14 protein-coding genes are annotated in these 21,398 nt (G+C 45.3%); 5 read left to right on the forward strand and 9 right to left on the reverse strand.

Annotation, left to right across the window (positions count from 1 at the left end; all coding sequences use genetic code 11):
* Positions 1-95: 95 nt before the first annotated feature.
* Together JHD69_RS06030 and JHD69_RS06035 are read left to right on the forward strand one after the other, a co-directional pair.
* Positions 96-281, forward strand: a complete 186-nt coding sequence (locus tag JHD69_RS06030) for a hypothetical protein (RefSeq protein ID WP_199138334.1) — start codon at positions 96-98, stop codon at positions 279-281.
* Positions 282-368: 87 nt separating this feature from the next.
* Entirely contained in the window at positions 369-590 is a 222-nt protein-coding gene (locus JHD69_RS06035) for a hypothetical protein (protein WP_199138336.1), read from the forward strand.
* Positions 591-643: 53 nt separating this feature from the next.
* On the opposite strand, the gene JHD69_RS06040 is transcribed toward JHD69_RS06035, so the two are convergent.
* The 3 genes from JHD69_RS06040 to JHD69_RS06050 all read right to left on the reverse strand — a co-directional run bounded on the left by JHD69_RS06040 (position 644) and on the right by JHD69_RS06050 (position 4,498).
* Positions 644-2,995: a sensor histidine kinase gene (locus JHD69_RS06040; protein ID WP_199138338.1), complete on the reverse strand. Its 2,352-nt coding sequence runs from the start codon at positions 2,993-2,995 to the stop codon at positions 644-646.
* Between the two features lie 209 nt (positions 2,996-3,204).
* Positions 3,205-3,933, reverse strand: a complete 729-nt coding sequence (locus tag JHD69_RS06045) for a tetratricopeptide repeat protein (RefSeq protein WP_199138340.1) — start codon at positions 3,931-3,933, stop codon at positions 3,205-3,207.
* Between the two features lie 4 nt (positions 3,934-3,937).
* Entirely contained in the window at positions 3,938-4,498 is a 561-nt protein-coding gene (locus JHD69_RS06050; protein ID WP_199138342.1) for an RNA polymerase sigma factor, read from the reverse strand.
* Positions 4,499-4,676: 178 nt separating this feature from the next.
* On the opposite strand from JHD69_RS06050, the gene JHD69_RS06055 reads away from it, so the two are divergent.
* The 3 genes from JHD69_RS06055 to JHD69_RS06065 all read left to right on the forward strand — a co-directional run bounded on the left by JHD69_RS06055 (position 4,677) and on the right by JHD69_RS06065 (position 10,535).
* Positions 4,677-5,645, forward strand: a complete 969-nt coding sequence (locus JHD69_RS06055; protein ID WP_199138344.1) for a hypothetical protein — start codon at positions 4,677-4,679, stop codon at positions 5,643-5,645.
* 105 nt (positions 5,646-5,750) lie between these two features.
* Positions 5,751-7,733: a PKD domain-containing protein gene (locus JHD69_RS06060; protein WP_199138346.1), complete on the forward strand. Its 1,983-nt coding sequence runs from the start codon at positions 5,751-5,753 to the stop codon at positions 7,731-7,733.
* 150 nt (positions 7,734-7,883) lie between these two features.
* Entirely contained in the window at positions 7,884-10,535 is a 2,652-nt protein-coding gene (locus JHD69_RS06065; RefSeq protein ID WP_199138348.1) for a CHAT domain-containing protein, read from the forward strand.
* Positions 10,536-10,718: 183 nt separating this feature from the next.
* Here JHD69_RS06065 and JHD69_RS06070 read toward each other — a convergent pair whose 3' ends face one another.
* The 6 genes from JHD69_RS06070 to JHD69_RS06095 form a co-directional block, all read right to left on the reverse strand.
* Entirely contained in the window at positions 10,719-11,081 is a 363-nt protein-coding gene (locus tag JHD69_RS06070) for a DUF6717 family protein (protein ID WP_199138349.1), read from the reverse strand.
* Positions 11,062-13,065 carry a 1,4-alpha-glucan branching protein GlgB gene (gene glgB, locus JHD69_RS06075; RefSeq protein ID WP_199138351.1) on the reverse strand — a complete coding sequence of 668 codons (2,004 nt, stop codon included), beginning with the start codon at positions 13,063-13,065 and terminating at the stop codon, positions 11,062-11,064. The genes JHD69_RS06070 and glgB overlap by 20 nt, the downstream gene beginning before the upstream one ends.
* A gap of 92 nt (positions 13,066-13,157) precedes the next feature.
* Entirely contained in the window at positions 13,158-15,629 is a 2,472-nt protein-coding gene (locus JHD69_RS06080) for a glycoside hydrolase family 31 protein (protein ID WP_199138353.1), read from the reverse strand.
* Between the two features lie 212 nt (positions 15,630-15,841).
* On the reverse strand, positions 15,842-17,209 hold the full coding sequence (locus tag JHD69_RS06085) for an MFS transporter (protein WP_199138355.1): 1,368 nt from the start codon (positions 17,207-17,209) through the stop codon (positions 15,842-15,844).
* A gap of 39 nt (positions 17,210-17,248) precedes the next feature.
* Complete coding sequence (locus tag JHD69_RS06090) at positions 17,249-18,994, reverse strand: alpha-amylase family glycosyl hydrolase (protein WP_199138357.1); 1,746 nt, start codon at positions 18,992-18,994, stop codon at positions 17,249-17,251.
* Between the two features lie 91 nt (positions 18,995-19,085).
* Positions 19,086-21,395, reverse strand: coding sequence for a glycoside hydrolase family 65 protein (locus JHD69_RS06095; RefSeq protein WP_199138359.1), 2,310 nt, complete (start codon positions 21,393-21,395; stop codon positions 19,086-19,088).
* Positions 21,396-21,398: the final 3 nt, after the last annotated feature.

Consider the following 21,398-nt stretch of genomic DNA (forward strand, 5'->3'; position numbering starts at 1 on the left):
CCCCCCCCCCCCCCCCCCCCCCCCCCCCCCCCCCCCCCCCCCCCCCCCCCCCTTTTAGATGTGTATAAGAGACAGGCACTCAAAAGATAAGAATTGTGATTACCGTTGTGGGTGCGATTTGCTGTACGTTGCTTTTTAACACATTGGGCGTTTCTTATGCCACCACATCAGACCTGGTTTTGATCGGGGCCTATGCCTTGCCTGTTATGGTTTCGGCATGGATCTATCCATTAAGGCCTTCGCAAGACGCTTTGGTCCGGCACAGCAACGAGATGGCCTGAAAGTCATAGCAAAATCAGCTATGGCCGACATTAAAATTTTACCAAAACAACTCTCCTATTCAACTGTTTTATTAAAAAATCAAGATCATGATCAATCCAGCAGACAACATTCCAGTAGACGATTCGCAAAACAGCGAAGCGGAAGACCAACAAAGCCAAAGAGACATCCATGCCAATGGCTTAGACCTTAACGACGAACCTTTGGAAGAAGAACAAGCCAATCCCGATTTATTGAGGCAGGCTTTTGACGCCAGCGAAGCTTCTTATACCTTGGATGTAGATAAAGGAATTGCACCTAAGAAAGAGTAGTTAGTTAGAAAATTAGAAAGTTGAAATGTTCTAAAGTTACCTTCAACTGAAAGCTACTTGAAATAAATCTTAAAGGTAGTCCCTACATTCTCGACACTTTCTACCGCAATATTGCCACCCATAGCTTCGATTTGGTTTTTCGAAATGAAGAGGCCAAAGCCGCGGGCATCGGCATTGCCATTAAAAGTTTGGTAGATCCCGAATATTTTATCGCCGTGCTTTTTAAGGTCGATACCGATGCCATTATCCGAAACGCGCAGCACCAGCTGATCGTTTTCTTCAAAACAGCTTAAAGAAATGACAGGCTTCCGATCTGGGTGACTGTATCGCAAGGCATTGGAAACGAGATTGAGCAAAATGCTTTCGAGATAGGCCTTGTTGTAATTGATCTTGATATTGCTGTTCACCTTGTTGAGCACGGTGGCATCTTTGGCCAAAATCTGCGCATTTTGCGTAGCTAGCGTCTTGAGCACATAATCGTATAGGTTTAGCGGCTCTACCACAATATCGATACTGGTTTGAATGTTGATAATGTTATTGAGGTTAAACAGCGTTTCGTTCAGGTTTCCGGCTACTCTTTTAAGCAATTGGATCATTTCATCGCGTTCTTCATCGTTTTTAGCATTTTCAATCAAGCTAGAAATGCCCTGGATGTTACTGGCATGCGAGCGCAGGTTGTGCGATACGATGTACGAGAAATTAAGCAAGCGTTTATTTTGTTCGGTCACCAAGTTGAAAGACTTGCTTAAAGCCGACTCCGATTGTTTTTTATTGGTAATATCAATCATGATACCCCTGAGCTTGAGTGGTTGTCCGGGCTCGTCGATTACACTAACCACATCTCTGATCCACACCACGCTTCCATCGTTAGCCAGCATGCGGTATTCATAATCGTGCTTTCTTCTTTCGGCGGTTGCCTTTTCACTGAACACTTTGACCCATTCCTTATCGTCGGGATGCAGGTGATCGAACCAGAAACTCGGACTGTCGGTCCACTGGCTCACGGTGTAACCCAAAATATCTTTCACCTTCTGACTGATAAAAGTGCAGGAATGAGAGCCAGGCTCGCCTTCCCAAACAATACCGTCGATGGTATTGATAAGCGACTCGATGCGTTGTTGCGATTCGATCAGGCTCTGCTGCTCGGCCTTGCGTTTGGTCACATCTTCTACAATGATGATGTGATTGGTGGGGTCTTCTCCAACAGCCCAAAGCGGCGTAATGATTACATTGCCCCAGATGATTTGCCCTGCTCTCGACAAATATCTTTTTTCTCGGCTAAACTGCCTTATTTTGCCGGCCAGCAACTGCTTAAACAGCCTGGCGTCTTCTTCCAGGTCTTCGATATGGATAAGCGATTTGATCTTCTTATCCATCAGTTCCTTTTCGCTGTAACCTAAAAAATTGCAGAGGTAGCGGTTTACTTCCAAAATAAGTCCGGTACGCGAATCGACTCTTGCAATACCAATGGCGGCATTATCGAATATGTTTTTGAACTTGCTTTCGGTATTAATCAGCTGCGAGGCCTGGTCGTTTACAATGTCTTGCAACTGGGTTTGTTTGCGGAGCAGCCGCGACAATAAATAACTCGATAATACAGCCAGGCTCAACCCAAACAAAATGGCGGAGGCCAGTTCAAACCAGGTACCATAAGTATTTACGTTAATCACATAAAGCTTCCAATCGCCTTCCGGAAAAATTACCGAATGAGCGTTTTCCAACGAAAAATGCCCATCAACCGGCAGGAAAAACTCTTCCTTTTTGGTAATCGGATTAATCTTTGAAAATTGGAACCGGTAGTTTTCGTATTTTTTATTGTCGATACCGGCATTCTTGAACAATTTCTCCAGCCTGATCACCACGGCAGAAAAGCCCCAAAACTTGTTGTTGATGTACAAGGGCAGTCGGCCTACCACGCCCATGCCGCCCTGGTTGAGCTTAACCGGCCCTTGATAATACATCTTTTTGGTTTCAATGGCTTTTCTCACCTCCAAAACAGTTTGAGGAGGGCTTTTAAAAAGATCGATGTTAATAGCCTGCTCGTTTCCTTTGATCGGATACATATACTTGATTACCCCATTGGGTACCAATTGTACGGCCTGCAGATCTGGATTGGAACGGATCAGCTGATCGGCCACCGTTTCGAAATGATCGGGCACGCCTTTGTTGTCGAGCGTTAGGGCCAAGGTAAGGGCTACCGTATAGCTGTTTTTAAGCGATTGTTCGAGGTTTTGCTTAACTCCATAAAGGATGTTCGAAACCTCGCGTTCCTTGTTTTCCCTGAACAATTCATAACGCTGATGTACGATAAGCGAAATAAGCGTGAGCAACAAGAAAAAAGTGATGAAGCCCGAGGTCTGCGGTTTAGAGATAAACCAACTCGATAACTTATTGGACTTTTTCACCATGGCTATTGAGCAGTTTATTATACCTAGAATACATAATTAGACTTTGAGCACGTTAATTCAGAGCTAAATATAGCAAAAATGATCCGAAAGCGATCGGGTGACGGCCTGAAAAACACAAAGATAAAATTTCTTAATTATTAAAATTAATAACTTAAAAGAAATATTACGAGCGCTTGCATGGGGCAGCAACCACTCAAAATGTGCTTTTAAAGCTTTTGTATCAAATCTGTTGCTTTTTGATAATGCGTAGTACCCTTGGCTATTTTTTGAAGCCAGCTTTTGCATTCGGTTTTTTGCCCTGTTTTTAAATAACTCATGGCGATGGCATAGGCCGCATCGTACTTAAAGGCTGATTCTCCATTGTAAACGGTCGTCAAAAGTTCGCGACCTTGTTCTACCCGTCCGGTAGCCAATAGGGTTTGGGCATAATAATAACTTAACTGTGCATTTTGAGAATCCTTGCTGTACAGCTTTTCGAGTATACTTTTGGCTTCCGCGTATTTGCCATCGTTATAAAAAGAAGCGGCTTTGTCTAATTCAGTCTCGCTGGCAGCACCCCGTTCGGCAACCAGCATTTGTCCCGGCACATGATACTGCTGGTAAAGATTGCCACGCCAAGGTGCCCAGATAAACAGCCCTATAGCCAAAACCGCTGCTATGCCACTGGCCCATTTGATGATTGGCTTTAGCGAAAGTACTTGGGTTTCGTGTCCGAAATACTGACTGTTCAACTTGCCCAAAGTTTGCTGGAGTGCTTCGCGAACGGCATCTGGTGCCAACTGCTGCCGCAAGTTTTGTTGCAATTGCCTGTAATTTTCCAAATGTTGCTGCAGTTCGGCATCGGTTTGTAATTGGGCTTCAAACTCAGCCATTTCGGCTTCGCTTAAATCTCCCTCTACAAAACGGGCTGTCCATGTTATTTTATCTTCGGCCATCTCTTTATTTATTAAGCTGAACTAATTTCATCAGGCTTGCCATACATTCCGATTTCTTTTTGCGCAAATAGCCATAGGTTACACCCAATGCTTCGGCCACTTTTTCCTGTGCCTCGCCTTTTAAGCTCCACCTGATGATTTCCTGGCAACGCTCACCCAGCTTTTCGAAGGCTTTTAAAAACAATTTCGACTGTTCTTGCTGCTTTTCAAGCTGTTCTGCTTGTTCAAATGTATCTTCGCCGATATGTAATAAACTGTCTTCTTCTTTTGTTACCGGTAAGACAGCTCTTTTTTTCAGTTCGTTGAGCCATTTACGTTTACAGACCAGCAAAAGAAAGGGCTCGAACGGACAGGTAAGCTCCAATCCCTTGTATTTGGCCTGGTTATATACATCAACCAGAGCCTCCTGAAAAATATCTTCGGCATCGTTGGCATCGCCATTGTTAAAGCACACAAACGATTTTACTTTCCCAGCACATTTCTTATAGATTTCGTTGATCAGCTGGGCATCGTTGTTGAGCAATGCCAAAAGATAACGCTGATCTGGATGTACTGTTTTGGCCATTTGAACTGCTTTTTAGGAGGTTTGCTAGCCTAAATTACTCTTTCTTGCGCATTGCGGAAAAAAAAATGAAAATAATGGGGTAACATTTTCTGCGACGGCTTTATCTCTCCTCAAACCTGATGAACGGCGTTTGCTGAAAAGCCTGAAGAGAGTAAGCGAAATTATAAAATCAAAGATCATGAAAAAGCTAAACCTAACCTACGCAATAGTTGCCCTTATCATTTTGTTTGCGGCAGCCTGTAAGAAAGACAAAAACAACAGTGGCAATGCGGCCTACTCGGCCAAAGAATTTACTGCATTGTATGGCCCCCAAATGCAGGGCAGAAAAGTAATGGGCAATGTGGAGAACACCTTTACTTTGCCAGGTGGCACCAAGATTACCATTCCGGCAGGGGCCATCAAGTTAGGTGGCGTGGCCGTAACCGGCGAAATGACCATTAGCGCCATGGAAGTACTCAAAAGAAGCGATGTAGTATTTGGTGGCATGAACACCAATCACATCAGCGGTGCGCCTTTGGCTTCAGATGGCTTTATCTATTTGAATGCCATGGTTAATGGCACTAAAGCAGACCAAGCCTTGGCCATTCCCATCAGGGTTTCTATTCCGGCCAAAAGAACCGGTGTTACCCAACTTTGGGAAGGTGTTGAAAAAGTAGGCCAAGACAACCAGATGGCCTGGCAGGCGCCAGCCCCGCAAGCCAATGGCGTTGGCGTAAAAGTAGATGTGACCGCAGCAGCCGAAGCCTTTACTTTCGACATGGGCAACCTGGGCTGGATCAACTGTGATGTGTTTTACAGCTATAGCAACCCTAAAACCACTACGCGTGTAACCTTGGTCAACAATCCGGGCAACCTGGCAACATTTAGAGGCTATGCCGGCGAAACCTTTGTATTCTTCTGTGCCAAAGGCAGCAACGTAGTGGCCCAGCTGTATACCACCGACGGTCTGAACAAGGTAAAAAGCTACGACAATTCTATGCCGGTTGGCGTACAAGGCAAATACCTGTCATTCGCGATCAAAGATGGCAAATACTACTATGCCGAACAGGAAACCACTATTGTGGCCAACCAAAGCATTACGCTTACCTTGGCAGAAACTAGCGAAAGCCAAATACAACAAGCCATCAATGGCTTAAACAATTACTAAGAATCTATTACCCCAATTTTTAACAAGGAAGATGGAGCCGAATGCGCGCTTCATCTTTTTTTGCCATTTCGTTATTTCGGATAAAAATCTATAAATTTAGTACTCATGAAAACGCTTCTTCTTTCCATCTTTGTTTTTTTAGGCTTCCATGTAGTACAGGCGCAGGTGTTGCCCAGCGATACCGTACCGGCCAAAATCAATTATACCACAGAAAACGGCGTAACCAAATTCAGTGCCGAACTCAGGCCTTTAAGACCGATTTCGGGCGCCCCTGCTCCTTTCTATACCTATTTCTGGGAATTTGGCGATGGTGGATTCAGTTTCGAAAAAGACCCTCTTCATATCTATAATTCTTCGAATCCCACCATGGTTCGATTGTTTGCCACCAACAACTACGACGATGGCAAACATCCGCCAACCAGGCCTAGACCGATTAAACCAACCAAACCAAGTGGCGGTGGCAAACCTATGCTGGCTTCGAATACGCCCAACTTTTTTAAAATGGGAGGCAGCATTGAACTTAAAAGCAATGCCATGCCCAAGCCCGGCGACGACATGATGTTGGTTTTTGGCTACAGAAACAAAGCCAGCAACGGGCAGCCCAACCTGAACGGTACCTTGGCAATTTTGTACAACGACCGCGAATTTAGCAACAACAATTTTGTACTGACCGAAGCCCGGACTTATTTTGGGGAGCAAAAGGCCGATCTGAAACCGATGATGCAAACAGCCTACCTACCGCAAAAAAACAAAACGCCTGTTTATTACGCTTCGGCAAACCCAGAACTGACCTTGCCCAAAGCAGATCAGGTACTTTTTAAAGACAAAGCCAAAGATTTTAAAAACCAAGTAGGCTGGCGCTTTGAAGGCCTGAAAACCGATGAGGAACGCTTTCTCTTTCTTGAGTTCAAAACTACCGCAGAAATGTTGAAAGACACCAATGCCGTTGTTCGCCTTTCGGCTGTGTTTATTCCGGATAATCCACTGGTAGAAAAAGAGTTCTTTAACCTGGAACTCCAAATCGTGGCTTCGCATGATCCCAACAAAATGGTACTGCGAAAAAGCAGGATGAATTACCGCCTTACCAGTAAAAGCCGGGAACTTACTTATAAAATCCGTTTCCAAAATACCGGCAAGGGACCGGCTAAAAAGGTTGATGTGGCCGTCAACGTGGCTTCGGTTTTTGATCCGGCTACGTTAAAAGTTACCCAAACCAAACCCGAAGTAATTACCTGCGATTCGGCTTATAGCGGGCAGAGTTGCCTCAAAGTGCTGAAGGGCACAGACAGCGTACATTTTGTATTTAGCAACATCTACCTGCCCGGCCTCGACCAGAAAGGGGTTAACGACGCCGATTCGACCATGGGTTTTGTCGAATACAAGATCAGGTTCAAGGAAAAGCCCGAAAAACTACCCATCAAGAGCGGCGCGGCTATTGTTTTCGACAAAAACGAACCTATCTATACCAACAGGGCCGTGGGGCGCTTCAAAATGGGACTTTCACCCGGCATTATTTTAGGCTATGGCCTTCCTTTTGAAACGAACAACCAAAACTTCCTGAACAGCAAAAACATCGTAATCGGGGCAAGTTTGGCACCTTATGCGCCTCATCGTACCTATTGGCAGGTCGAGATCTTCCTCAACACCTTTAAAGAAAACACCTACCTGGTTAGCTCTACCACCACCGCAAAAGATACAGTCATCAACAATACCCCCTACCGCATAGACAAAAAAGACTATTACAAAACCAAAAAAGTAATAACCATTAACGCAGTGCCTTTACAGGTGCGTTATAACCTGAATAAATATGTAGGCGCAGGTGCAGGGGCCTTGGTTTCGCTTAACCTGTACGATAAGGATATCGACGAACTACGATACAACCTTACCGCCGCCAACGGTGTAGGCAAGCTTAATTTAGACAGGATAGCCAACTCGAGCAAAAAGCATTTCTCCGACTTGAATGCTTCCCTGTTTGCCGATGTGCAATTTGGTTTGGTGCGCGTAGGTCCATCTATCGGGTTCCGCTATCTTTACGACCCCAAAACCAACAATAACCGCATGGCGAGCTATGTAACCTGGAAGTTCTAGATGAGTTTGTTGGCCCAATAGCTGCATCATGACTTTGCTAAGCCAATTAGCGGATTAGGTTTTTGTATAACTTGATCGGTTATCAGCCTAAAACCATGAGCCATCAACTCCGCAATAAAATCATTAAATTAGCTGAAATGCAAACCTTTTATGCGCTCAGTTTTTTTAAGTTTTAGCTTTTTCCTTCTGTTTTTCGGAGCGCAATTCACTGTTTTGGCGCAAAACAAGTCATTGGATATCCGTTTGGATTCGTTGCAAAAGGCCAATGATTTAAGCGGGTGGATTTACGAGCGGCTGGAGTATGCCAAAAACAATCCGCAGGCAAACCTGACCTTCCTCTTGCAAACCCAGGCCAAGCTGTGGCGCAAGGCTAAAAACCAAACCGAACATTTTGCCTATTTAGATCTGCTGAATGTGCAGGGTTACCATCAATTGTTAACCGGCAATATCTTAGGTTCCATCAACAGTTACGAATCGGCTTTTGCCTATTATTTGAAAAACGAAGTGGTCGACTATGAAATTGTCGACTACACTTTAAAGCCTTTAAGCAACAACTACACCCGCCTGGGCGACTACGAACGGGCGCTCTACCTGCAACGCAGAACCCTCAATTTTCAGCTCAAAAATCAATATCCTCCAACAGACATAGCCTCCATGTACGGCAACATGGCCATTTGCTACCAATCAATGGGCAATTTGGCCGAAGCCGAAAAAAACGTTGGCGAAGGCCTGAAACTAGCCGCCAAAGATGCCCAAACACGAGTGGTTTTACGCAACGTTTTGGCTGGTATATTTTTCGAGAGAAAGGAATACCAGAAAGCTGCCCAGCTGATCGAAGCCAACATCAGTGCCCAACGGCAAAACCTCACTGCCGAGAGTGCCTATTGGCTGGCAAGCTCATTTTCCACTGCCGGCAATATCTATATGGCCTTGAATCAGCCCCAAAAGGCCGATGCCTATCTTTCGAAGGCAATTGATTTGCTCAACCGCTATTACCCCAACAAATGGCTCAGGGAAAAGGCCAATCTGTTTACCCAAAGGGGGCGATTGAAATTACAGCAACAACAACCCTTACAAGCCATCCAATTTTTCGACAAAACACTACTCACCTTAAAAATAAAAGACGGCAGCAACAACCTCATTACGCAAAGGATTTATGGCGATAACCGGGTGATGGAGGTTTTTGAACAGCTTGCCATGGCGCATCAACAGCTTAAGCAGGCTGATTTGGCCATCAAATATATGAAGCTGGCTTTGTTGGCCGGCGATAAAATAAGAAATGAATTTGCCGACGACCAGACCAAGGAGCGTTTACAGGCCGATTTGAAAAACACAGCCGAAAAAGGAATCGAAATCAGCTACCAGCTTTACCAGCAAACCCACGAAAAATATTTGCTGCGCGAAATCCTGATTTTTGCAGAACAGAGCAAAAGCCGAACGTTGCTAGACCAAATCAGGCGCAACCAGCAATTGATGGGGCTTAACCAAAAGGATTCGCTTTTTGTCAAAAAACGAAACCTCGAGCTGGCCATTACCTATCAGGAAAAACAGGAGCTGGAAGGCATTGCATCGGCCAGCCAGCATATTGCGGGGCTTAAGTATGATTTAGCCCTGATCAACAAACAATTGCAACAAAAATATCGGCAACTGCAAACGGCCAGCCCAGCATTTGCAACCTCCTTGCCAACCCAAAGAACGCTGGAATATTTTGTAGGCGAACAGGCCATTTATCTTCTCGATATGGGCAACGGCCAAATCAATTCGGTGCAGTCCCTGCCCGATGCACCTCAAGTCAAGCTGGCCATCCAAACCTATGTCAACACTTATTTCCAACATGGGCCAAATGCGATGCTCAACTCGCCCAGAGCATTCTATTTGGCTTCTTATCAGCTTTACAAAACCATACTGCAAGGGGTTCATTTAAACAAAGGCGAAAGCCTAACCATTATTCCAGATGGGATTTTGGGCTATGTTTCTTTTGATGGATTGCTCACCAACAATCAATACAGCCCAAACATTTCGGCCTGGCCATTTTTGATCAAGAACAACACCATTACCTATGCTTTTTCGCTCCAGACCTTAAGCGCCAATGCGAAAAAAAACAAGCAAGAGGGCTTTGCAGGCTTTTTTATTACACATCAACAAACCAACAATGCCCCTCTAAAAGCAGTACAGGCTGAGGCTGATGGCCTAAAAAAACTGATCAGGGGCCGATTTTTGTTTAACGAACAAGCCAATGCGAAAAGCTTTAAAAAAGAATTTGGACGTAATCAGGTATTACATATCGGCACCCATGCCTATCTATCGGGCACAAACCAAGAACCTACGCTCGATTTTGGTCCAGAAAAATTGTTTCTGTTCGAACTGACTGCCCAACAAAAAGCACCTTCATTAGTGGTATTAAGCGCTTGTAGAACCGCCGATGGCTTGTTGGCCAATGGCGAAGGTATAATCAGTTTATCGAGGGGCTTTAACGCCATTGGCACATCGGCTACCATTGCCGGCTTATGGAACGTAAACGATGTGGCCGCTTCGGTTATCACCTGCAACTTTTATAAGAACCTATTAAACGGAGAAAACAATGGGCAGGCTTTGCATCGAGCCAAACTAGACTGGTTGCAAATGCCTCAACACAACGATGCACTGTATTTGCCTTATTATTGGGATAGCCTGATTTATATGGGCACTGATCAACAAATAAATTTGGCAACACCGTTCCGTTGGCCATGGGTTACAGGTATTGGCGTCTTGGTTCTTCTGATGACAATCGCTTTGATTTGGTTCAGAAAAAAAAGAGCATAGATTGCACAAGCACCATCTCCAACACCTAGGCAAGTCAAAATCCAAACAACCAAATTCTAAACACCTTAGCCTCTCTTAGGTGTCTGAGGTGGTAAAAAAATAATAGCTAAGCATCATTTTCACCACCTAAGAAACCTTAGCAAATTTCAAAAAGCTAATTAACTATAATAATCTTAACCTCTCTTAGGTACGTGAGACTTCCAAAAAATAAATCTTTTGGGGCAAATCATTAAAAACAAAGCGGGTTACTTCGCAGAGCCAGAGTTTCAATCCAACTTTTTTGCCTTGATAGGTTTCCAGGTAATAATCGCCACCGCCACCTAAATTAGCTTCACGAGCGTGCAACAGTGTTAAGATGGCTGCGTTTTCGAATTGTTCGTCGGCCAGCCAAAGTTTTAAGGCAGTACCTTTATGGCTTAAAAGCTCCAACCATTGATCGGCACCCTCCACCAGCTGCAAATCATCAGGATCGCCTTTCCATTCGGGCAAAAGCACATACCATTCGCCCTTGTTGTTCTTTTTAAACTCAAGTATTCTTTTTGGCATCGGCTCCTGTTTCTTTTTTAAAAATAGCAGCTCCCAATGGTGGCAAATTAATCGCTATCGACTGTTTGCGGTGGTTGCAATCTATATTTTCCGTAGCTATGGCTTTTGGATTAAGCTGGTCGCTTCCGTAAAACTCGGACGCATCGGTATTGAATATTTCCTTCCATTTGCCCTTTGCAGGCACACCGACCCTAAAATTCTCGCGGTATACCGGCGTAAGGTTCAGCACCACCAGCAAGGTATCTTTAGGCTTGGAGCCTTTTCTGCAATACGTAAATACAGATTGATCCATATCGTCGGCATTGATCCATTCAAAACCTTCGTAAGAAAAATGATATTGATAAAGCGCCGGTTCTGAGCGGTAAAGCCGGTTCAAAGCCTTCACCAGCTTTTGCATGCCGGCATGTGGCGCATATTGCAACAAATCCCAATTGAGCGATTCATTAAAATTCCATTCGTTGGTTTGCGCAAATTCGTTGCCCATAAACAGCAGCTTGGTTCCCGGATGCGTAAACATGTAGGCATACAAGGCCCTCAGGTTGGCAAATTTTTGCCATTCATCGCCGGGCATTTTGTAAATCATAGAAGATTTGCCATGCACTACCTCATCATGCGAAAAGGGCAGCATAAAATTCTCGCTAAAGGCATACGAAATGCTAAAAGTTAGTTGGTGATGATGGTATTTCCGGTTAATGGGATCATTTTTGAAGTACTTTAGGGTGTCGTTCATCCAACCCATCATCCATTTCATGCCAAAACCCAAGCCACCTGCAAACACCGGCCGGGTTACCCCATCAAAAGTGCTGCTTTCTTCTGCAATGGTCTGCACACCTTGATAATTGCCATAAACGGCTTCGTTCAGGTCTTTCAAAAAGCTAATGGCGCCTAAGTTCTCGCTGCCGCCATATGCATTGGTTCCGGCTTCTTCGGGTGTTCTCGAAAAATCGAAATAGAGCATCGAAGCCACAGCATCAACACGCAGACCATCGGCATGGTATTTTTCTAACCAAAACAAGGCATTACTAATGAGAAAAGAACGTACTTCGTTACGGTCGTAATTGAAAATGTACGATTTCCAATCGGGATGGAAGCCCTTGCGCATATCGGCATGTTCAAACAGGTGCGTTCCGTCGAAATTAAACAAACCGTTGGCGTCGCCAGGAAAATGCGAAGGCACCCAGTCTAAAATAACCGCAATATGATGCTGGTGCAACTGGTCGATCAGGTACATGAGATCTTGTGGCGCGCCATGCCTGGAACTTGCGGCAAAATAGCCGGTAACCTGATAACCCCAGGATGGATAGTAGGGGTATTCCATGATAGGCATCAGCTCTACATGGGTAAAGCCCATTTCCAAAATATAAGGCACTAACGTATTGGCAATTTCGCCATAGCTTAATACCCTTTCAGGGTTGCTTGGATCGCGTTGCCAAGAACCCAAATGCAATTCGTAAACCGAAATCGGCTGGTTAAGCGCATTGAGTTTGGGCCTTTTCCTTAACCAAGCTTTGTCTTTCCAGCTGTAGTCGACATCCCAAACAATAGAAGCCTTTTGTGGCGGGTGTTCCCAGCGCAGCGCATAGGGATCGCCTTTTTCAATATCGCTGCCATCAAAACCTTTGAGGTAATATTTATAAATTTCGCCTTTAGCTACATGCGGAATAAAACCTTCCCAAATACCCGATTCGTCCCAGCGTTTATTTAACGGATGGCTTTCCCTACTCCAACCATTAAAATTGCCCATTACGGCAACCTGTTGTGCATTAGGCGCCCATACGGCAAAATAGGTACCAGCCACCTGGTTTACGGTACAAAGGTGTGCCCCCATTTTCTCGTACAAACGGAAATGCTTGCCCAGCAAAAACAGCGAAACATCAAATTCGGTAAACAAGCTGTAGGCCCAAACACTTTTAAAAGCATCCAGTACTTTTTCTTTAGGGGATGACTTTCCTTTACCCTTGGTATTTTTTTTAGTGCCGGCCATATCTGGTTTTTGGGGTGGTTAATTGTTCTTTGTTAGAATTTAAGTATCTCCATTTTACAATATAACAGTATCAGCCATTAAATAATTACTCCTTAAGCACCAATAATCTTGATATGGATAAAGTTTTTGTTCGATTTAAATCTCAATCGCTTGCGCTCATCCAAATAAAAATCGGTGATTTCCTTATCGTCGGCAAAAACCTTGGCTACTTCAAAAGGCAGTCCGATTACATTGTAATCATACAATTCATAATTCGGGGTGTACAAACCTTCTACAACCTGCTCGATAAAAAGATTATGGCCATCGCCTTTTACCACAAATTTCTTTTCCAGGTAGATATCCTGTTCATAGGCAAAAGTATCGCCATGGTCTTCGAACATAAACGAATTGACCTCATAATCGGCATAGTAGATGTTGAGCCAAACCTCGTCTATCGGTTTTTCGCCCACATATTGCATCACTGGATATTCGGGCAATACCGAGCCTGCCCGAACAAACAGCGGCATGTCTTCTAAAGGGGCTTCAATATCGTACTCGTTGCCTCCGTTGAGCAATTCGTGCGTCCAGAAATTGTACCATTGGCCTTTAGGCAGGTATACAACCCGCGAAGTGGCGCCTTGTTCCAATACCGGACAAACCAACAGCTTATCGCCAAAGGTAAATTCATCCTGACGGAAGTGGTTGCCGATATTTTCCTGCTCGAGCATGGCCAATGGCCTCAAAATTGGGAAACCATAGCGATGATGCTCCCAAAACACCGAATAGATGTATGGCATTAGGCGGTAGCGCAACTCGATAAATTTACGGTTGATGCTGGTAAAGGGTTCGCCAAAGCTCCAAGGTTCGCGCTCGGAGGTATCGCCGGCCGAGTGTGCCCGCATAAACGGCGAGAAAGTGCCCAGCTGGATCCAGCGGGTAAACAACTCGCCATCGGGCTCGCCACTAAAACCGCCGATATCTGTTCCGATAAACGGAGCACCAGAAATAGACATACGCTGACACTGGATATTGCCCAGTTTGAGGTGTTCCCAGGTGGCCACGTTATCACCGGTCCATATACAGGCGTAGCGTTGTACGCCAGAATAGCCTGCCCGGGTGATGGTAAAGGGACGTTTGTTGCGCATCAGTTTTTTCAAACCGTCGTAGGTTGAACGTACCATTTGCATACCGTAAATGTTGTGCGCTTTGCGGTGCGATCCGCGATAGCCATCGAAATTATGTCGAACATCGTTAGGGAAAGTACCGGCCCCAAACACGGCCGGCTCGTTCATGTCGTTCCAAAACCCGGCTACGCCCAAATCAACCAGCTCTTTGTACAGCCCGCCCCACCATTGCCTTACCGTTGGATTGGTAAAATCAGGGAATTGGCAACGACCCGGCCAAACGTGGCCTTCCATAAAGTAATCGTCACTTCGGCGACAGAAATAATTGTTTTCCTTGCCTTCCTTAAACACCCAGTAATTATCGTCTACTTTAATTCCCGGATCGATCATCACCACGGTTTTCATCCCGATGCTTGCCAGGTCCTTGATCATTTTTTTAGGATCTGGAAAATACTTTTTGTTCCAGGTAAAGCAACGATAGCCATCCATGTAGTCGATATCCAGATAAATGGCATCGCAAGGAATTTGGCGTTCCCTGAAGCCTTCGGCAATTGCCCTTACCTTAGATTCTGGGTAATAGCTCCAACGGCATTGGTGATAGCCCAAAGCCCATTTTGGTGGCAATTTATGCGTACCGGTTAAGCTTTGGTAGCGTTTTACCACATCCATCATGTGTGGCCCGTGGATATAATAGTATTGCAGTTCTCCGCCGTCGGCCCAAAAACTGGTTTTCAGGTGGTCTTCCTTGCCAAAATCGAAATAAGAGCGGAAAGTATTATCGAAAAAGATGCCATAAGAGGCCCCTTGATGTACGCCGATATAAAACGGAATGGTACGGTAAAGCGGATCTTGATCCCAGCCAAAAGAGTAGGCATCGGTATTCCAGTTCTGGAATTTACGTCCCCGTAGGTTCATATTGCCCGATTTATCGCCCAAGCCAAAGAAATTCTCCTCGGGCAGGCAATTTTTGGTAGCGAATACGTAATAGCCGCCAAACTCAACGTTTTCTTCCCAGTGCATCGGCGAACTGTCTTCGCTCATCACCATACTCGTGTGATTGTCGAGGAATGAGATATGAAAGGTTTCCTTGTTCAGTTTGCAGGTAACGGTATTGGTGGCAATCAGGTAGTCCTCGTCGGTTTCTTCGAGCCTGAAAGTGCTCACGCGTTGATCTACCTGAGGTACGGCATAAGAAAAATCGTCGAGAAAAACACTGTGAGGTGCCATTCTTACCCGGATAATCTCGTCGCTCACTACCCTCACTTCTACCCGCGCATTTCCATCTGAAAAATAAAACCTGTTGTCTTCTTTTTTGACCTCAACGATGGCAGTGAGGTATTGTTTGACGATAGGCTTTAAACTGGTAACAGGGTTATTCAGGTGCTGAATAATATCATCTTCAATATGTTCTGTAGCAATTACTGGCGTTTCTTTTTCTTCTTTGTTCAGTTCTTCTTCCATAAGTTTATCTTCGTTTCCCAATTAAAACCAATCCTATTCTTTATTTTGAATAATATTGGCCGTTGGCGCTCCTTGCCAACAAATTTAACGCTCATCCTTGTCGGCCTGTTGACAAAGAACGCCAACAAAAGCAACAAGGAACTAGGATAAACATATTAAAAATCCCTTAGTTATCCTCCATTTTTTTGAGGTTTTTACAAGTCGTGTGATTTTTACACCGAGCGTCCCTCTTCTACTTCCAATCTATTGGCCAGAACTTCGTCGGTACGCTTGGGCTCCCTTACAAAAACATAGCAGATAACCGCCGCCAAAATCATCAGTGCACCCCCTAATTGAACGGCCAAAAGCCTATCGTTGTGCAGTACGTTTTTCATGAGCCAGCCAAAGCCCAATGAGGCTATAATCTCAGGCAATACGATAAAGAAGTTGAAGATGCCCATGTAAATCCCCACTTTATCTTTGGGCAAAGAACCGCTGAGCATGGCATAAGGCATAGACAGGATACTGGCCCAAGCAATGCCCACACCGGTCATGCAGAGGTACAGCATGTTTTTGTCGTGCACCCAAGCTACACTAATGAGGCCCAGCGCACCGCAAAGCAGACAAAGCGCATGGGTGGTTTTACGCCCCAGCAGATCGGCAATTTTAGGCAACAACAAGGCAAACAAGAAGGTAACCACGCTATAATAAGCCAAGGTGAGGCTGCCAAAGTCGGCGCCGTGCGCATAAACCGGATCGCTGGCATCTTTACCGCCAAATACGTTTACCGCCACGGCAGTTGTGTAATAAAACCACATGAGGAACAGGCCTGGCCAGGTAAAAAACTGCACCAACGACACTACACGCATCCGCTTGGGCATATTGGCCAAGGCATGAAATATTTCGCGCAGCCCCGAACCCAAACCTTTACTTTCTGAAGTAGTTTCTGCTTTGCTTGAAGGCGGATATTCTTTTGTGGTTAAAACCGTATACAGCACCGCTGCAAAGAAGAAAAACGCCCCCAGGTAAAAAGAGAACTTTACGTTTTCTGGAATATTGCCTGGCGAGGCGGTATTGGTAAGGTGGAAAATATTGTTCATTACCCAAGGCAACGACGAAGCCACGCTTCCACCCAAACCAATCATGAGGCTTTGCATGATAAAGCCACGGTTTACCTGACTATCGGGCAGTTTGTCGGTTACAAAGGCACGGAAAGGTTCCATGGCAATATTGCCAAATACATCTAATACCCATAACAAACCCGCAGCCATCCATAAGGTACTACTGTGTGGCATAAAAATCAAGGCGATACTGCTGATCAATGCACCGATAAAGAAATATGGCCTCCTGCGCCCCCAATGCGGATGCCACGTCTTATCGCTCAAGTAACCGATAATGGGTTGCACAATCAGCCCGGTTAAAGGCGCAGCCAAGAACAATAAAGGCACTTGGTCGGCATTAGCCCCCAGGTTTTCGTAAATACGGCCCATATTGGCGCGTTGCAGGTCCCAGCCAAACTGGATGCCAAAAAAGCCTACGCTCATGTTGATGATCTGCACGAGAGACAGTTTTGGATTTTCGGTTAATGTTTTGTGGTTCATTGGGTTGGTTTATTTGGTTAGGTTTTTAGGTAGTCGCAATTAGAACTCCAGTATGGCCGCACTCGTGGCTGGCATTTTCAACTGCAGTCCGTTATCCATGTTTGCGGCTTTAAATTCGGTGCCCGACAACAGGTCTTTAAAGGTTGTTGATTTGCCATTTAGGTGAAAGGCATCCAGTACGTCTTTTGGAAACCTGACCAGCAATTGGCTTTCGCTTCTGTTAAAATTGGCTATGATCAACACTTGTTTGTTTTCGGTGTAGCGCAGGTAGGCGTAAACTTTATCGTTAAATCCGGCTGAATCTTTATTGGCCTGCAACAATTCATAAAAACTGCCCTTGCTAATGGCTTCGTTTTGTTGCACCAGGTTAAGCAACTTGCTGTAGAATTCGCGTAAGCGCTTTTCTTCGGCATTGAGCTTGCCCCCGTCGAACAGGCCATTGTTCATCCACTTTTGGTGCTGAGGCAATCCCCAATAATCGAATATGGTAGAGCGTCCGTCGTCGCCACCAAAGCCTTCGGCACCATGGGCAGGCTCACCTACTTCCTGGCCGTTGTAAATCATTACGGGGCCAGTTGACAAGGTAGCGGTAACCACCATGGCCGGCACGGCATACCACGGGTTTGCAGCAAATGCCTTGGAAGCAATCCGGGTTTCGTCGTGGTTTTCTAAAAAGCGCAACATGTGTTGGCTAAAGCCCTTGCTTTCTTGCTGCCAAACCAAGGTGATGTCTTTTACCGTGGCTTTCTCGTCGTTCATCATCAGGCGTTTCAATCCGTCGTACAAGCCAACTTTATCGTACAGGTAATCGAATTTGCCATTGAGCAGAAAGTTTTTATACTCGTTCCGGTCGTAGGCTTCGCCGATAAAAACAAGATTTGGATATTTCTTTTTCAAATCGCTGATGGCCCAGCTCCAGAATTCTACAGGTACCATTTCGGCTACGTCGCACCTAAAGCCATCAACACCCTTCGAAGCCCAAAAAGCCAGAATATCGCGCATTTTTTTCCAAACGGGCGGATGGGGCACAAAATGCTTGGCATTGTTTTGCTGTACATCTACACCATAATTGAGTTTGATGGTTTCGAACCAATCGTCGAGTTTGGGACTAGCGCTAAACACGTTGTTGCCGGTAGCTTTTGCCGGAAACTCGTCGAATTTCCCATCCTTTAGCGGGTTTTCATAACCTCCGCCACCCGGCTGATAACCCGTTGGCACCACGAAATGCTGATTGGGGATGTAGTAAAAATCGTTGTTGGGATCAAAGCTTTTGCTTTTGTCGTCTTGGGCACCCAAGTCGATTACGTTGGCTGGCTTGGCATCCGAATGATAGGTTCTGGCTACATGGTTGGGAATAAAATCCATCAGTACTTTTAAGCCCTGATCGTGGGTTCGTTTAATCAGGCTTTCATATTCGGCCATTCTATTGGGCACATCAACCGCCAAATCAGGGTCTACATCGTAATAATCCTTAATGGCATAGGGCGAACCCGCCTTGCCTTTCACAATGTCGGGATCATCATTCTTAATCCCCGCCTTCGAATAATCAGACATGGTGGCATGCTCGATTACTCCGGTATACCAAACGTAATTTACCCCCAGTTTTTTAAGCGCTTTTAAGGCCTGTTCGCTGATGTCGTTAAACTTGCCCACGCCATTTTCTGTCATCGAGCCATAAAATTTGTTGGTGGTATTCTGATTGCCAAAATAGCGTACCAAGGCTTGGTAAATGACTATTTTTCGGTTCTCGAGCTTTTCTGAAGTCGTTTGGTTCGGGTCTAACATCTGCAAATTATTTTGACGTATACAAGCGCACAGTCCAGTAACAAGGACCAAGAACACGGCTATTTTGATAACGTTTTTCAAGGGAGTTGGTTTAAGTATGCAATACTAAATTACTGTTGGCCTGCAGCTGATGCGCTTGGCCAAAAACATAGATTTCAACGCTGGTGTTGCTTTCGTTGCGTAGCCTTACCTGCTTATCGCTTACCTTTACCGTAATCGTAGCCTGCCTAAAGCCTATCTTAAAAGCATAAGACGTCCATTTTTGAGGCAATATCGGATGCAAATGCAAAGCTCCCTCTTTAACGCGCATGCCACCAAAGCCTTCGACCACGCTCAGCCAGGTACCAGCCATAGAGGTAATGTGCAAGCCATCTTCGGTATCGTTATTGTAATCGTCCAGATCCAAGCGCGAAGTACGCAGGTAAAATTCGTAAGCCCTGTCTAAATCGCCCAGTTTGGCGGCAATAATGGCATGTACGCAAGGCGATAAAGAACTCTCGTGCACGGTGCGCGGTTCGTAAAAATCATAATTTCTTCTGATGGTTTCGAGGTCGTAGTCTTCTTCAAAAAAGTAAATTCCCTGCAAAACATCGGCTTGTTTGATAAAGCAGGACCTTAAAATCCTGTCCCAGCTCCATTTTTGGTTCAAAGGCCTATCGGTGGCAGGCAAGTCTTTGACCAGTACCTGCTCCTTGTCTAAATAACCATCCTGTTGCAAGAAAATGCCTAGCTGCTCATCAACCGGGTAAAACATCAGCTCAATGATTTCGCGCCAGTGGCTGGTTTCTTCCTGTTCCTTGAAATTGGTTTTGGCAAACAGCTCATTTAGCAGAACACGGTCCATACCTTTTACCAATTCAATGGCCTCTATGGTATATTTTAAGCACCAGGTGGCCATCGTGCTCGTGTACCAGTTATTGTTGACGTTGTTTTCGTACTCGTTTGGTCCGGTTACGCCCAACATGACATAGCGTTCTTTTTCGATGCTCCAGTTTACGCGCTGTGCCCAGAAGCGGGCAATGCCGATGAGCACCTCTAAACCATATTTAGCCAGGTAGCTCTGGTCGCCGGTGTAACGGCTGTAATTGAAAATGGCAAAGGCAATCGCGCCATTGCGGTGGATTTCTTCAAAGGTAATTTCCCACTCGTTATGGCATTCTTCGCCGTTCATGGTTACCATCGGGTATAAAGCCGCGCCGTTTTTAAAACCGAGCTTTTCGGCATTTTCTATGGCTTTATCCAATTGTCTGTAACGATAGATGAGCAGGTTTTCGGCTACCTGCTGTGGCGCCGTTGCCAAATAAAAGGGCAGGCAGTAGGCTTCGGTGTCCCAATAGGTGGAGCCACCGTATTTTTCGCCGGTAAAGCCTTTCGGGCCGATATTTAGCCGGGCATCTTCGCCGGTATAGGTTTGGTGCAGCTGAAAAATATTAAACCTGATGGCCTGTTGTGCGGCTACGTCGCCTTCAATTACCACGTCTCCGTTCTGCCATTTGCCAGCCCAGGCCTGTGCCTGTTCTTGGCGCATGAGGTCAAAACCCTTGGCCACTATCTTTTGAAGAGCCTGAACAGCAGCTTCTTCTATTTTATTTTTAGCATAGTTCTCTGACGAGAGGTTAACGGCATATTTGTAAACGGAAGTGGTTTCTCCTTTTTTCACATCAACCGTAAATTGCTGGGCCACATACTTTTCCTTACTCACAAATTTGGGTTTCAGGTTTAGTGGGGCTCCGTTTTGATGGATTTCGGTATAAATACCAGAACTTACCCAGAAAGCGGTTTTCTTGGTTTCCATGGTCAGCAATGCGAAACTGTGTTGCTCGGTTTTGCTGATTTCGGTCCAAAATTTTTCGTCGTAGTTCGAATCCTGGTTTTTCACATCGCCGTCCAAACTCGATTCGATGCTGATTTGGCCATCAAAATTATGTGGCGTTAGGCTGTAGCAAATGGCTCCTGCTTCATCATCAACAAGGCTGCAAAAGCGAATGGTCTCGACTCCGAGAACGTTCCCGCTCCTGAGTTCGACTATAAATTTTCGGGTTAATGTACCCAATTGCATATCGAGTACCCTGCTGAATTCCAGTACTTTACAGGTATTCAGGTCGAGCTCTTCGCCATTTACGGCAACACGAATGCCTATCCAGTTGGTGGCATTCAAAACTTTGGCAAAATATTCAGGATAACCGTTTTTCCACCAGCCCACACGGGTTTTATCAGGATAGTAAACCCCAGCCACGTAATTGCCCTGCAGGGTTTCACCGGTATAAGTTTCTTCAAAATTGGCACGTTGGCCCATCCTTCCGTTGCCTATGCTAAAAATACTTTCAGAAATCTTATTCAAATGCGGATCAAATCCCTCTTCAATGATCTGCCACTCCTGATGTTTGATATAATTCTTCATCGC

Source organism: Pedobacter sp. ASV12 (assembly GCF_016429155.1).
In the GTDB taxonomy this organism is placed as follows: Bacteria; Bacteroidota; Bacteroidia; order Sphingobacteriales; family Sphingobacteriaceae; genus Pedobacter.